Annotated in this window: 11 protein-coding genes; 3 read left to right on the top strand and 8 right to left on the bottom strand. The window is 70.7% G+C overall.

Going from position 1 to position 14,160, the window contains the following annotated elements; all coding sequences use genetic code 11:
- Positions 1-30 precede the first annotated feature (30 nt).
- From ACZ7CH_RS19375 to tkt, 3 genes are read right to left on the bottom strand one after another with little or no spacing between them, the layout of a single operon-like run.
- The gene (locus tag ACZ7CH_RS19375) at positions 31-1,617 is read right to left on the bottom strand and encodes a glucose-6-phosphate isomerase (RefSeq protein WP_458431205.1); all 1,587 of its coding nucleotides are present in this window, start codon (positions 1,615-1,617) and stop codon (positions 31-33) included.
- 25 nt (positions 1,618-1,642) lie between these two features.
- Entirely contained in the window at positions 1,643-2,755 is a 1,113-nt protein-coding gene (gene tal / locus ACZ7CH_RS19370; protein WP_360400211.1) for a transaldolase, read from the bottom strand.
- Positions 2,752-4,842, bottom strand: a complete 2,091-nt coding sequence (gene tkt, locus ACZ7CH_RS19365) for a transketolase (protein ID WP_470374471.1) — start codon at positions 4,840-4,842, stop codon at positions 2,752-2,754. Before tkt ends, tal begins: the two co-directional genes overlap by 4 nt.
- Positions 4,843-5,106: 264 nt before the next feature.
- On the opposite strand from tkt, the gene ACZ7CH_RS19360 reads away from it, so the two are divergent.
- Complete coding sequence (locus tag ACZ7CH_RS19360) at positions 5,107-6,039, top strand: heme o synthase (RefSeq protein WP_360400217.1); 933 nt, start codon at positions 5,107-5,109, stop codon at positions 6,037-6,039.
- A gap of 22 nt (positions 6,040-6,061) precedes the next feature.
- Positions 6,062-8,059: a hypothetical protein gene (locus ACZ7CH_RS19355; RefSeq protein WP_470374470.1), complete on the top strand. Its 1,998-nt coding sequence runs from the start codon at positions 6,062-6,064 to the stop codon at positions 8,057-8,059.
- 2 nt (positions 8,060-8,061) lie between these two features.
- Here the strand turns inward: ACZ7CH_RS19355 and ACZ7CH_RS19350 are convergent, their stop codons facing one another.
- From ACZ7CH_RS19350 to ACZ7CH_RS19340, 3 genes are all read right to left on the bottom strand, one after another.
- On the bottom strand, positions 8,062-8,712 hold the full coding sequence (locus ACZ7CH_RS19350; RefSeq protein ID WP_470371063.1) for an HD family phosphohydrolase: 651 nt from the start codon (positions 8,710-8,712) through the stop codon (positions 8,062-8,064).
- Between the two features lie 61 nt (positions 8,713-8,773).
- Positions 8,774-9,421, bottom strand: a complete 648-nt coding sequence (locus tag ACZ7CH_RS19345) for a hypothetical protein (protein ID WP_360400225.1) — start codon at positions 9,419-9,421, stop codon at positions 8,774-8,776.
- Positions 9,422-9,427: 6 nt separating this feature from the next.
- On the bottom strand, positions 9,428-10,432 hold the full coding sequence (locus tag ACZ7CH_RS19340; protein WP_360400335.1) for a hypothetical protein: 1,005 nt from the start codon (positions 10,430-10,432) through the stop codon (positions 9,428-9,430).
- A gap of 408 nt (positions 10,433-10,840) precedes the next feature.
- Here ACZ7CH_RS19340 and ACZ7CH_RS19335 point away from each other — a divergent pair, with 408 nt between their 5' ends.
- Positions 10,841-11,350: an FKBP-type peptidyl-prolyl cis-trans isomerase gene (locus ACZ7CH_RS19335; RefSeq protein ID WP_360400228.1), complete on the top strand. Its 510-nt coding sequence runs from the start codon at positions 10,841-10,843 to the stop codon at positions 11,348-11,350.
- Positions 11,351-11,506: 156 nt separating this feature from the next.
- On the opposite strand, the gene ACZ7CH_RS19330 is transcribed toward ACZ7CH_RS19335, so the two are convergent.
- Both ACZ7CH_RS19330 and ACZ7CH_RS19325 read right to left on the bottom strand, forming a co-directional pair.
- Entirely contained in the window at positions 11,507-12,454 is a 948-nt protein-coding gene (locus ACZ7CH_RS19330) for a quinone oxidoreductase family protein (protein ID WP_470374469.1), read from the bottom strand.
- 99 nt (positions 12,455-12,553) lie between these two features.
- Positions 12,554-14,140 carry a DUF885 domain-containing protein gene (locus tag ACZ7CH_RS19325; protein WP_470374468.1) on the bottom strand — a complete coding sequence of 529 codons (1,587 nt, stop codon included), beginning with the start codon at positions 14,138-14,140 and terminating at the stop codon, positions 12,554-12,556.
- Positions 14,141-14,160: the final 20 nt, after the last annotated feature.

Raw genomic sequence — 14,160 nt, 5'->3', positions numbered from 1 at the left:
GCGGGTTGCGCCACTTGGCGGCGGATGTGGTCACGAACCGTCCTCCTGGACTGCCTCGACGAGCTGGGCCAGACCTGCGATGCGGTCCTGCAGGTGCAGCCGCAGCACCGGGCGGCCGTGTTCGACGAGGACCTGCCCGTCACCGGCCGCCTGCGCGAGCTGCAGCTGCGCCAGCGTGTAGGGACGGCCGGGCACCTCCAGGTCGTCACCGGACTCGCCGGTGATCTGGATGAACACGCCGTTCTGGTGACCGCCCTTGTGGTACTGGCCGGTCGAGTGCAGGAACCGCGGACCCCAGCCGAACGTGGTCTGCAGGTGCGTCCTCTTCGCGATCTCCGCGCGGAGCAGCTCGAAGGACGCGTCGTCGATCCTGTCCAGGTACGCCTGAACGGAGATGTAGCCGTGCTCGGGCGCCACCTCGACCAGGGCGGCGAGCGCCTCGGCGACGGTGTGGACCTCCCGCGGGGCCCAGTCGGTGCCGTGGCCCTCGACCGGACCGTCCACGAAGGACGGAGCGGTGGCCGAGACCGCCGGCGCGTCGAGCAGCGCCCGCGCGGCCTTTTTCGCGGCCTCGACGTCGGGCTGGTCGAACGGGTTGATGCCGAGCACCCGGCCGACGAGCGCGGTCGCGTACTCCCACAGCAGGAACTGCGCGCCGAGCGGGCCCTCCACGGCCACGTGCGCCGACCCGGTGGCCGGTCCGATCGCGACGGTGGTGGCGTCGGAGCGGGCGTCGACGAAGCCGGGGGCACCGGGGCCCTCGACGACGACGGGCAGCAGGCCGGTGCCGTTCTTGCCGGTGGACTCGGCGATCAGCTGCTCGGCCCAGTCGCCGAAGCCCTTGATGCCCGAGCCGGTGTCGGCGAACACGACCTTCTCCGCGCCGTTGGCGTGCGCGGCACCGAAGATCGCGGCCAGCCGCACCGCGGGGTTGTCGACCGAGTCCTGGGAGAGGACCTTCGCCTCGGCGGCGGCGTCGTCGAGCAGGGACTCGACGTCGGCGCCCGCGAGGTAGGACGGCACCAGGCCGAACGCGGTCAGCGCGGAGTAGCGGCCACCCACGTGCGGGTCGGCCAGGAACACCTTGCGGTAGCCCGCCTCCTCGGACGCCTTCTGCAGCGGCGAGCCGGGGTCGGTGACCACCACGATGCGCGACGCGGCGTCGATGCCCGCGTCCGCGAAGGCCTTCTCGAAGATCCGCCGGTGGCTGTCGGTCTCGACGGTGCCACCGGACTTGGACGACACCACGATCACCGTGCGCTCGAGGTCACCGGCGAGCGCGTCGGCGACCTGGGCGGGATCGGTGGTGTCCAGCACGACCAGCGGGACGCCCGCGGTGCGCGTGATCACCTCGGGGGCCAGCGACGAGCCGCCCATCCCGGCGAGCACGACGCGGTCGACGCCTTCGGCGTGCAGTGCGGAGCGCAGGGCCACGAGGTCGGGGAGCAGCGCACGGGACGACTCGTGCAGCGTGGTCCAGGAGAGGCGGATGCCCGCCTCGGACTCGGCTTCCGGCCCCCACAGGGTCGGGTCCTGCGCGGTCAGCTTGCTCGGCACCGAATCCGCGACCAGGTCAGCAGCGATCGTGCTGACCTGGTCGGCGTTCGGTGACCTCACGATGTCGACGGAGGTCACTTGATGATCAGCCCTTCAGCTTCGCCAGTTGGTTCGTCACCGTCTCGAGCAACTCTTCCCAGGACTTCTCGAACTTCTCGACGCCCTCGGTCTCCAGCGCGACGAACACGTCCTGGAGGTCGATGCCGACGGCGCTGAGCCGGTCGAACACCTCCTGGCCCTCCGCGGCGCGCCCGGTGACCGTGTCACCGGTGATCTCGCCCGCGTCGGCGACGGCCTGCAGCGTCTTCTCCGGCATCGTGTTCACGACGTCGTTCACGACGAGCTGGTCGACGTAGAGGGTGGGGGAGTAGCTCGGGTCCTTCACACCGGTCGAGGCCCACAGCGGGCGCTGCGCGTTCGCGCCGTCCGCCTTGAGGGCCTCCCAGCGCTCGCCCTGGAAGGTCTGCTCGAACGCGCCGTAGGCGATCCACGCGTTGGCCAGCGCGGCCTTGCCCAGCAGCGCGGTGGCCTCGTCCGTGCCGATCGCCTTCAGCCGCTTGTCGATCTCGGTGTCCACCCGGGACACGAAGAACGACGCGACCGAGTGGATCGAGCGCAGGTCGTGGCCGTTCGCCTTGGCCTGCTCCAGGCCGGCGATGTACGCCTCCATGACCTTCTCGTACCGCTCGACCGAGAAGATCAGCGTGACGTTGACGGAGATGCCCTCGGCGATCACCTTCGTGATCGCGGGGATGCCCGCCTCGGTGGCCGGGATCTTCACCAGCAGGTTCGGCCGGTCCACGGTCTTCCACAGGTCCTGCGCCTCGGCGACGGTCTTGTCCGTCTCGAACGCCAGGCGCGGGTCGACCTCGATGGAGACGCGGCCGTCCACACCGTTCGTGCTGTTGTAGACGTCGCGGAACTTGTCGCACGCGTTGCGCACGTCGGTCGTGGTGACCTCGCGGATGGTCGCCTCGGTGTCGGCGCCCCGGTTCGCGAGCTCGCGGACCTGCTCGTCGTAGGACTCGCCCTTCGACAGGGCGCCCGCGAAGATCGTCGGGTTCGTCGTGACACCGACGACGTTCCAGTCGCGGATCAGCTCGTCCAGGTTGCCGCTGGTCAGGCGCTCGCGGGACAGGTCGTCCAGCCAGATGGAGACACCGGCGCCGGACAGTGCGTCGAGATGCGGCTTGCTCACTTGTTACCCCTCACGTTGTCAAGGGAACGGCGGGCGGCGGCGACGACGTCTTCCGTCGTGAAGCCGAACTCCTTGAACAGGACCTGGTAGTCGGCCGAGGCACCGAAGTGCTCGATCGAGACGATCTCGCCGGCGTCGCCGACGTAGCGGTACCACGGCTGTGCGATACCGGCTTCCACCGCGACGCGCGCCTTGACCGCCTTCGGCAGGACCGACTCGCGGTACTCGGCGTCCTGCTTCTCGAACCACTCGACGGACGGCATGGAGACCACGCGCACCGCAACGCCCTCGCCCTGCAGGACCTTTCCGGCCTCCAGGGCGACCTGCAGCTCGGAGCCGGTGCCGATGATCACGACCTCCGGGTTGTCGTCACCGAGGAGCACGTAACCGCCGCGCTTGACGCCCTCCGCGGAGGTGCCTTCGAGGATCGGGAGGTTCTGCCGGCTCAGCGCGAGGCCCACCGGGCCGAGCTGCTCGACGACGGCCTTCCACGCGTACGCGGTCTCGTTGGCGTCGCCGGGGCGCACGACCGCGAAGTCCGGGATCGCGCGCAGGGCCGCGAGGTGCTCGATCGGCTGGTGCGTCGGGCCGTCCTCACCCAGGCCGATGGAGTCGTGCGTCCAGACGTAGGTGACGGCGGCCTGCATGATCGCGGCCAGGCGCACCGCGGGGCGCATGTAGTCGGAGAACACGAGGAACGTGCCACCGAACGGGCGCGTCGGGCCGTGCAGCGCGATGCCGTTGAGGATCATGCCCATGGCGTTCTCGCGGACACCGAAGTGCAGCACGCGGCCGTACGGGTCGGCGCTCCACATCTCGGTCGAGATCGAGGCCGGGCCGAAGGACTTGGCGTCCTTGATCGTGGTCAGGTTCGACTCGGCGAGGTCGGCGGAACCGCCCCACAGCTCGGGCAGGTGCTTCGCCAGCCCGTTGATCGCCTCACCGGAGGCCTTGCGGGTCGAGATCTCCTTGCCGCCCGGCTCGTAGGAGGGCAGGTCGGCGTCCCAGCCCTGCGGCAGCTCGCGGGCGACGAGCCGGTCGAGCAGCGCCTTGTTCTCGCCGTTGGCCGAGGCCCACGCGTCGAAGGACTTCTGCCACTCGGCCTTGGCGTGCTCGCCGCGCTTGACGACCTCGCGGGCGTGCGCGAGCACCTCGTCGGCGACCTCGAAGGTCTGCTCGGGGTCGAACCCGAGGATCTCTTTCGTGGCCTTGACCTCGTCGACGCCCAGCGCGGCACCGTGCGCGGCACCGGTGTTCTGCTTGTTCGGCGCCGGGTAGCCGATGATCGTGCGCAGCAGGATGAACGACGGCTTGTCGGTGACGGCCTTGGCCTTCTCGACGGCCTCGAGGATGCCCTTGACGTTCTCGCCGGACTCCACGACCTGGACGTGCCAGCCGTAGGCCTCGTAGCGCTTCGCGGTGTCCTCGGACAGCGCGATCGTCGTGTCGTCCTCGATGGAGATCTTGTTGTCGTCGTAGAAGACGACCAGGTTGCCCAGCTGCTGCGTGCCCGCGAGCGACGAGGCCTCGGAGGTGACGCCCTCCTCGATGTCACCGTCGGAGGCGATCACGTAGACGTGGTGGTCGAACGGGCTCTCGCCCGGCGCGGCCGACGGGTCGAAGAGACCACGCTCGCGGCGGGCGGCCATGGCCATGCCGACGGCGGCGGCCAGACCGGAGCCCAGCGGGCCGGTCGTGATCTCGACACCGCGGGTGTGGCCGTGCTCGGGGTGGCCCGGCGTCTTCGAGCCCCACTTGCGCAGGTGCTTGAGGTCGTCGAGCTCCAGGCCGTAGCCCGACAGGAACAGCTGGACGTACAGCGTCAGGCTGGAGTGGCCCGCAGACAGCACGAACCGGTCGCGGCCGATCCAGTCCGGGTCGGCGGGGTCGTGCCGCAGCACCCGCTGGAACAGCGTGTAAGCGAGGGGCGCGAGGCTCATCGCGGTGCCGGGATGACCGTTGCCGACGTTCTGCACGGCGTCCGCCGCGAGCACCCGAGCGGTGTCGACGGCGCGCTTGTCGAGCTCCGTCCAGTCATCAGGCAGATCGGCCTTGGTGAGCCGGGTGATGTCGTCGGTGACGCTCACGGACTTACAGCTCCACTCTGTCGGTTGGGCGGGTCCCGACCTGTCTGCAGACGACCTTGGTGGATCGATCCCGAAAGGCCTGACCCGCGTGTGTCCCTCGTCCTGCGGCCAGCCTAGTCCTGACACTTGCCGAAGGTGCTCTGAAAGGTCCCGGGCCGGTGTGTGCCCAGGCACACCAGCACCCGAACGGGCTGTGAATCCTGCGCGCGGTTACCATCAGTTGCTGGATTTCCCCCCACTCGCGACATGAGGAGCGTTCCCGCGATGAGTGCCGACAGTCTCGTTGCCGAGGCCCCGGGCAGGTCGCCTCGCCAGGTTGTCGGCGCCTACGTGGCGCTCACCAAGCCGCGGGTCATCGAGCTCCTGCTGATCACCACGATCCCCGCGATGCTGCTGGCCCAGCACGGTCTGCCACCGCTGTGGCTGATCGCCTGCACCCTCACCGGCGGTACCCTCGCCGCGGGGTCGGCAAACGCCCTCAACTGCTTCGTGGACGCCGACATCGACTCGGTCATGAAGCGGACCGCGGGCCGGCCCCTCGCGCACAACGCCATCCCGCCGCGCAACGCCCTGATCTTCGGCATCGTGCTCGGGGTCGTCTCGTTCGCGTTCCTGTGGATCTTCGTCAACCTCATGTCGGCCGCGTTCGCGGTGGCGACGATCCTCTTCTACATCTTCGTGTACACGCTCGTGCTCAAGCGCCGCACCTCCCAGAACATCATCTGGGGCGGCATGGCGGGCTGCATGCCGGTGATCATCGGCTGGAGCGCGGTGACGGGCACGGTCGAGTGGCCCGCCCTCGTGATGTTCGGCGTCATCTTCTTCTGGACCCCGCCGCACACCTGGGCCCTCGCGATGAAGTTCAAGGACGACTACGCCAGGGCAGGCGTGCCGATGCTGCCGGTGGTGGCCACAGCCGCGCAGGTGACGCGGCAGATCGTCATCTACAGCTGGATCACCGTGGTCTGCACGCTCGCACTCGCCCCGGTCACCTCGTGGATCTACGTCGCCGTGGCGGCGCTGTCGGGCGTGTGGTTCGCCGTGTTCGCCCACAAGCTGCACAACGTCGTGCGCCGCGGTGGTTCCACGAACACCATGAAGTTCTTCCACATGTCGAACCTCTACCTGATGCTGGTGTTCTGCGGGCTCGCCGTGGACGCCGTGGTCGGGTTGCCGGTGCTGGGCTGGCCGTTCTAGCTGCACCTCCAGGCGTACGGCTGTGGCGCCCGTCGAGTTCACCGTCTCCGGCGGCGAAGGCTCGCCGCTGGAGCACGTCGCCGCGCTCGCGGACCGGGTGTCGCTGTTCGTCGTGACCGATCCGGGCGGGTGGGCGCAGGTCAGCCGGGGGCTGGCGGTCGGTCGGGCCGGCTCGGCCGCCGTGCGGACCCGCCTGCGGACGCTGCGGTTCGCGGTGCTCGACCTCCGGCACTTCGCCTCGGCCGACGGCCTGCCTCCGATCTCGGACGTGCCCGGCGACGTGGTCGCGCTGCACGACACCCGGACGTGGGACTCGGCGCCGGTCGTCGCCGCGCTGCGCGGGCTCGGGCGGCCGGTCGTGCTGTTCACCGCCGTGCACGCGTGGGTGTCCGGAGTGGATCCGGCGACCGTGGTCCTGGGCTGGAGCACGCCGCACGTGGTGCTGGCCGCGCCGGTGCGGGCGGGCGAGGTGCGGGTCGAGGACGTCCTGTGGCAGTTCCGCGAGCTGGAACGGCGGGGGCGGGCCGGGTTCGTCCCGCTGCCGCAGCCACCTGTGCCCGACGACCGCGCGGTCACCGTCGTGGTCGCGCTGCCCGGTGCGACCGAGGGCGTCGCGGGAACGTTGCGGCCGGGTGCCGACTACGAGGTGTGGGTGCACGTCGGGGCGCACGCCACGCCGTTGCCCGGTGACCTGGAGCTGCGGGCGGTGCTCGCCATGTCCGGGCGCGCGGTGCGGACCGAGACGTTCGTGCTGCCCGCCGACGGGGCGGGCCCGTGGGTGAGCTTCCCGGTGACCACGCCGTACGCCGCGGCGCGGTGGACCGGGGAGCTGGTCCTCTACCGCGGTGCGGTGCCGGTGCACGTCCAGCAGGTCGTGCTGCCGGTCGGTGGTGGTGAGTGGCGTGCGGTGCCGCGGTACCGGCTGTCGCGGACGTTCGCCGACGTGGCACCGCTGGCGTCGCGGGTGGCGTCGATCCTGGTGGTGGGGGAGCGGGCGCTGGTCGCGGCCGGTGACGGGGCGCCCTCGTGGGTCGGCCTGGCCGGCTGCGGGCACCCGGTGCTGCCCGTGGCGGGGCTGGACCCCTGGTACGGCAAGGACTTCCCGGCGTACTGCGCGGACCTGGCGGCGTTGGCGCGCGAGGGTGCGGCGTTGTACGCGCGGCTGTTCGCCGGGTCCGCGTTGCCGGAGCTGCTCCGGCGGTCGGCGCGTGCCTCCGGTCGCCCGGCCGGGGTGCTGGTGGCCGAGGTGACCGAGTCGCCGGTGCCGTGGTCGCTGGTCTACGACCTGCCGTTCGCCGATGGGCCCTATCGGCTGTGCGCGTCGGTGGGGCGGTTCGGCCCGTTCGGGCCCGGCGGTGAGGTGCCCGCGCACTGCCCGGTGTCCGACCACAGCGGGAACGTGCTGTGCCCCTTCGGTTTCTGGGGCCTGTCCACTGTGCTGGAACAGCCGGTCGGACCGCTCGTGCGGCAGGTGTCGCAGACCCCGCGGCCGTTCGAGGTGATGATGGCGGTCGACCCCGGGATGGACCGGGCGCTGACCGAACGGCACGCCGCCGAGCTGATGTCGATGCTTCCGCCGGAGGCCGTGTCGTCGGCGTACGTCAGCCCGTCGGAGCTGGGGCACGCGCTGGCCGATGAGTCGGCGGACATCGTGCACCTGCACTTCCGCGAGGGGTCCCTCGACGCGGAGGAGGTCGAACGGTGGAGCCACGACGGTGTGTGGCCGCAGCCGCACTGGCCCACCCGCAAGCCCTTGGTGGTGGCCACCTCCCCGCTGAGCGCGCTGGTCCGGCCGCTCGTCCGGCACGGCGCGTCCGGCGTCATCAGCCCCGCGGTGGCGGTGCCGCAGGACATGGCCGGGTGGGTGACCGGCATGGTGCTGGCCCGGCTCGCGGCCGGGTTCGGCGCGGGCGAGGCGCTGCGGCTGACCCGGTGGGAGATGCTCGGCCGGGGCAACGTGCTGGGCCTCGCCCACGCCCTGAACGCGTCAGCCGACCTGCGGCTGCGGGCCGGCGGCTGAGGTCACGAAGCCACCTTCGCGAGCAGGTCCTCGACGCACGGGTCGTCGAGCGACTCCACGATGCACCGCCATAGCGACAGGTTCGCCTCGGCCCACCGGGTGTAGGTCGCGGCGGCCTCCTCGTCGTAGAAGTAGTAGCCCTCGTCGGCCTTGCCCACCTGCTCGCCGACGATCTTGTGCGCGAGCTCCCGCAGCGTGATGCCGTTCTCCTGCAGGTACTTGTGGGCGAGGACGACCGGTGTGACCGGCAGCGCCTTGAACAGGGTGTCCGCGTCGGACAGCGCCTGCGCCTCCGGTGAGATGTCGCGGTGGCGGGTCCGCATCTCCGCCTCGACCACGATCCGCTCGATCCAGTCGATGTCGCCGACGCACACCCCCGCGACGAACAGCGTCTTGCGGCGCAGCGCCGCGCCGTCGGTCGGCAGCGAGTTGCGCCGGACCATGTAGTTGAGGTCGTGCACCAGCGCGGCCACCTCGACGACGTCGGCGGCGGCGCCGTTGCGGCCGGCGAAGTGCACGGCCTTGTCGCGGACGAAGCTCACGTGGTGCCAGCCGTGGAACTGCAGCTTGGCGGCCAGGTCCTCGCACAGCCGCCGCACCCGTTGCTCCACGTCCGCTATGACAGATCTCGGAATCATCGTGCGCGTACGCATCATCAGCCCTCCTGGCAGGTGGGCTGATGGTAGGCGCGCGCCGAACCCGGCCGCAGAGGCTTCAGAGGTTGTTCGTCAGATCCTCCAGCCGCTCCTCGACCGGCACGTGCCGGTGGCTGACGCCGGTGTCCGGGTCGTAGCTGAGGCTCCACGGCGTGACGGCCCGCGACTTGACGAGGAACGTCATCGTGCCGTCCGCCGCGCGGGGGATCCGGTGGAACTCGTGCGCGAGCAGCGTGCCCGTGGTGCCCGCGGCGCACTGCGTGCGCTTGGTCAGCTCGGTGCTGATGATCGAACGTCCGCCGACGCCCAGCCGTGCGTCGAAGCGTTCGTGCAGGTAGGCGCCGCTGAGGATGGTCGTGCAGAAGTGGTAGCGGTGGTTGTGCACCGAGTCCGCGTAGCCCGTGCGCCAGTCGGCGAGCGGTTTGTACTCGTGCAGCCAGAACGTGAACGGCTCACCCGGCTCGTCGCGCAGGCACCACGCGAAGTGCGTCGTCGTCTCCCGCGAGTGCGCGATCACCCACGTCGCCTGCTGCGGTGTGAGCCCGTCGATGTGCGCGCGCAGCTCCTTGCGCAGCTCCGGCCGTGCCGCCCACTCGCGGAACCACCCGCCGACCTCGGCCCAGTGCTCGACCACGGGAGGGTCGGCGCGCTTGACCCGAGCGGTGAGCTCGTCGAGCGCGGACACCCCGGTGAACTCGGCTAGCAAGATCGATCAGCTCCTCAACTGAGCGGAAGCGGAGAATTCGCGGCGAAATGCGTGGAACTTCTCTTCGAGCTCGGTGAACCCGTCGTCGCCGAGGGGTGTTCCGGTGATCTTCTCGAACAACGCCAGGAAGTCGGCGCGGGAGGTGCCCGGCGTGATGACGAAGTGGTATCCGGCCCTGGAGTTGCTGATCCGCAGGAACTCCGCGCGTTCCATTGCGTACAGGAACGAACTCTCCGTGAACCGCAGCGTCCGCGGATATGGCCTGAGCACTCCGGCCGTGTTGCTGTACAACGTGAGCCAGGCGCTGTCGTCGAACAGTTCGAGCCGGTCGAGCGGTGGATCGGAAACGATGGTGACGTCGATTCTGCTGCACCTGCTCCTGGCCGCGTACAGCCCGACGAGACCGATTCTGATCTGTTCCTTGAGCCGGCGCTGGATCTCCTCGTAGTCGCCGTCGGCGCCCTCGTTGCGCAACAGGTACCGCGCCCGACCGCTGAGGGCGTTGTCGTCGCGCGGGTCCGCCAGCACCGCCCTGAGCTCGCACTCCGTCTGCGACAGCAGCACCCGGCCCGCCGCGTACCGCCCCGCGAACCCGCGGAAGCAGTACAGCCGCGTCCGCTCCAGGTCCTGCATCATGAGCTGGTTGAACACCGGGTCCGGCGTGGCCGTCGGCTCGAACACGTGGCTGGGGAAGAACTCCCGGTCGAGCGCCCGGTACTCCTCGCTCAGCTCCTTCAGCGCCTTGCGGCTTTCCTCGACCACGGGTGTGAGCAGCGCCGTGTGCGCCGCCCTGGACGTGATCAGCGTCTGCGTGAAGCTCACGACAGCGGAAATGAGCGTTCCGGTGCCGACCGACGTCAAGAAGTTCCGCGCCGTCCCCACGTCCATTTGACTGGAAATGGCGAGCGACACCCCGGACGTGACGACGAGTACGAGGAGTAGCAACCCGGTCCGGGTCCAGAACAACTCCTGGATCAGGTTGCTGCGGATGCCTCCGGCCTCCGCGGACACAAGTCCCACCTCCTGGATCACCTCAATGGTCGCTACCCGATCGGACGAATGCTCTCAGTGTCCGATCAAGTGCGCGGAGTTACTGTACGCGTCGGTCAAAAGATAAGGAAGCTGCTGATCGTGCGATATTCCCGGCCGGAATAGTCATCTTCCGGCGCACCCGCTCGTTCGCACCCGTGCGCTCCGGTGACGCGGCGTCGCGAAGTTCCGCCCTCGTGTCGGATGAGGGTGACCCACCCACCCGAACGCACCCGTGGCCTGTGTTCGCCCGGATTGGACCCGCTCCAAGTGGCGGACTCCTTTCACCCGCTCGGCACGTAATTCCGAGTCAGGTGGAATCGGGGTGGCGGCGTCCCGCGACCGGCCTGCTACACCCCGCTCACACCGCCGCCCATAAGCTGCCCGGTCATGCGCACCGTCCTGCTCATCGCTTCTCTCGCCCTGGCCACCACCGCACTCGCGGCGTGCGGCACCGAGGAGAAGCCCGCCGCCGACGCCTCCGCCCCCTGCAAGGCGGAGGACTTCAAGGTCACCGGGGACTTCGGCAAGGCGCCGAAGGTCGAGATCCCGGCCTGCAAGCCCACCGGCGAGCTCATCGTCAAGGACCTCGTGACCGGCACCGGTGCCGAGGTGAAGCCGGGTACGACGGCGTCGGTGAACTACCAGCTCACGACGTTCAGCGACAAGAAGGTGCTGGACAGCTCGTTCGAGCGCGGCGAGCCGTTCGACGTGGAGAACGTCGGGCAGGCGCAGGTCATCGACGGCTGGAACGAGGGCATCGTCGGCCTGAAGGAGAAGGGGCGCCGGCTGCTGGTCGTGCCGCCCGCCAAGGGCTACGGGCAGGGTGGCGGCGGCATCAAGCCGAACGAGACGCTCGTCTTCGTGATCGACGGCGTGAAGGTCACCGCCGCGCAGTAGCCGTTGACCGCACGCGGGGACCTTCCGTGCACTCCAAGTGCACGAAAGCTCCCCGCGTGCACTTGTGGTGCACGAAGGTCCCCGCGTGCGCCACAAGTGCACGAAAGCTCCCCGCGTGCACTGCAAGTGCACGGAAGGTCCCCGCGTGCACCTCGGTCAGGGCCAGGGCAGGAGCAGCAGCTTGCCGGTCGTGCGGCGCGACTGCAGGTCCGTGTGCGCCTGCGCGGCCTCGGCCAGCCGGTAGCGGCCACCGACGCGCACCGACAGCGTGCCCGAGGAGATCGCCGAGAACAGGTCCGCCGCGCGCCACTCGAACTCGGCGCGGTCCAGCAGGTACGCGCCGGTCGACGGCCGGGTCAGGAACACCGAGCCGGCGGCGTTGAGCCGCTGCGGGTCCACCGGCGGCACCGGGCCCGACGACGCGCCGAACAGGGCCAGCAGGCCCCGCGGCTTGAGCGAGGCCAGTGACTGGTCGAACGTGTCCGCGCCGACGCCGTCGTAGACCACGTCGACCTTGTCGATCTGCGCGGCGAAGTCCCCGTAGCGCAGCACCTCGTCCGCGCCGGCCTCGCGGGCCAGCGCCTCCTTCTCGTCGGTCGACACGGTGCCGATCACGTGCGCGCCGTACGACTTGGCCCACTGGGTCAGCAGCAGGCCGACACCCCCGGCCGCCGCGTGCACGAGCACCCGGTCACCGGCCTTCACCCGGTACGTCGAGTGCACGAGGTAGTGCGCGGTGATGCCCTGCAGCAGCGCGGCGGCCGCGAGCTCCACGTCCAGCCCGTCGGGCACCTTCACGGCGGCCGCGGCCGGCACCACGACCTCGGTCGCGTAGCTGCCCAGCACCGACATCCACGCCACCCGGTCGCCCACCGCGAAGTCCGGCGAGCGGGACTCGACGACCTCGCCCGCGCCCTCCAGGCCCAGTGCGGTCGGCAGCGGCACGGGGTAGAGCCCGCTGCGCTGGTAGGTGTCGATGTAGTTCACGCCCGCGGCGCTCACCCGCACCAGCAGCTCGCCGTCACCGGGTGTGCGCGCGTCCACGTCCGCGTGCTCCAGCACCTCCGGACCACCGGCCGCGCGCACCACCACTGCCTTGGGCATCTGTCCTCCTAGATCGGCTCACCCCGGACAACTGCGGCCCGCCACCCGATGTTCCCGGTCCCACCACGCGGGAGCACGGGGCGGTCCACCCCGTGGCCGCTACTCCTCGCCGAGCGCCACGCGCCGCGCGAGCCCCAGCGGCAGGGCACCCGACCCGGCGATGCGGTCGTGGAAGTCGCGCAGCGACCCCAGCCCCGCGGCCAGGTAGTCCTCGCGGATCAGGTCGATCTCCAGCGCACCGGTCAGGTAGGACGGTGCCTGCGTCGGCCACGAGCAGTACCGGCGCACCTCACCCGCCGCCGTGCCGGGCGTCAGCGCCGTGCGCTCCACCATGAACGACTCGGCCTCGTCCGGGGTCATGTCGCCGCAGTGCAACGCCGTGTCGACGACCATCCGCGCCGCGCGGAACAGCCGCGCCTCGACGTGACCCATCACCGCGCCCGGTGTCGTGTAGTGGCCGACCGAGCGCAGCAGCTTCTCCGCGTACAGCGCCCAGCCCTCGGAGAAGTACGGCGTCCGGAACACCCAGCGCAGCGGGTGCGCGTCCCCCTGCGCCGCGACCCACGACGCGTGCCAGTGGTGGCCGGGGTAGGCCTCGTGCACGGAGATCGTCGGGAGCTGCGAACGGGCGTTGGTGCGCAGCCGCTGGGTGACGTCGACGTCGGAGGCGCCGTCCGGGGTGAACGGCACGAAGAAGTGCCCGAGCCGGCCCGCGGTCATCGGCGGCGGGCCGACGTAGCTCGCCACGGCCATCACCGCGCGGTGGAACGGCGGCGACGGCATGACCCGGCACTCCTCGCCCTCCGGCAGCGTCACCAGCCGGTGCTCGACCAGCGCCGCCCGCGCCCGCGCCGTCTCGGCCTCGTACTCCGCGCGCATCGCCGCCAGCGTCGGCGGGTGGTCGTCCTGCAGCGAGCTCATCACCGCGCGCCAGTCCGGTGTGCCCGCGAGCTCGACCAGCTCGGCCTCCAGCCCCGCGTACGCGTCCTGCCCGCGGCGGTGCAGCTCCGGCGCCCCGTACCCGAGCATCTCCTTGTCCTGCAAGAGGGTCGAGTACAGCTTCTCGCCCATCCGCCAGTCGCCGGTGGCGCGCAGGGCCAGGTCCTCCAGGAACACCGCGAACCGGTCGAACGCCTCCGCGGCGGGCAGCGCGGCCTCCACGAGCTCCGCGCGCAGCTCCGGTGCGGACACCTCCAGCGGCAGCGTGTCGAGGACGAACGACCGCCCGGTGCGCACCTGGCCGAGGGCGCGCCGCACGACCAGCGGCGCCGCGAGCGCCGGGTCGAGGTTGTGCTGGGCCGCCGCCAGCACCGACGGCACCTCCCGCAGCTTCGCGGCGATGGCGGTGACGAGCTCCGCCTCGGGCAGCAGGCGGTGCAGGAACGGTGCGAGCAGCCCGAAGAACAACATGCCCGTGTACGCGTGCGGGTCGCGCCGCCACGCGGGCCACGTCTCCGCGGCCAGCTCACCGCGCAGCACCGACAGCACGAGGTCGCGGTCCACCGACGCCGGCTCCGCCTCCAGCTTCGCGAGCCACGCCGCGTTCTCCCTCGCCCGGTTCTCGAAGGCAGAGGAGGAGAAGTCGCCGAACGTCGCGTAGTGCGGGAGGGAACCGACCTGCGCCGCGTGCGCGGGGTGCTGGTCGAAGTACCAGGCGAGGTAGGACGTGAGCGTGTCGGTGGTCACCCGTCCGAAGTTACCTGCTG

The sequence above is a fragment of the Lentzea sp. NPDC037011 genome (genome assembly GCF_055607425.1).
Note: the sequence above shows the minus strand (reverse complement) of the source record. Positions and strands in the feature narration are given on the sequence as shown.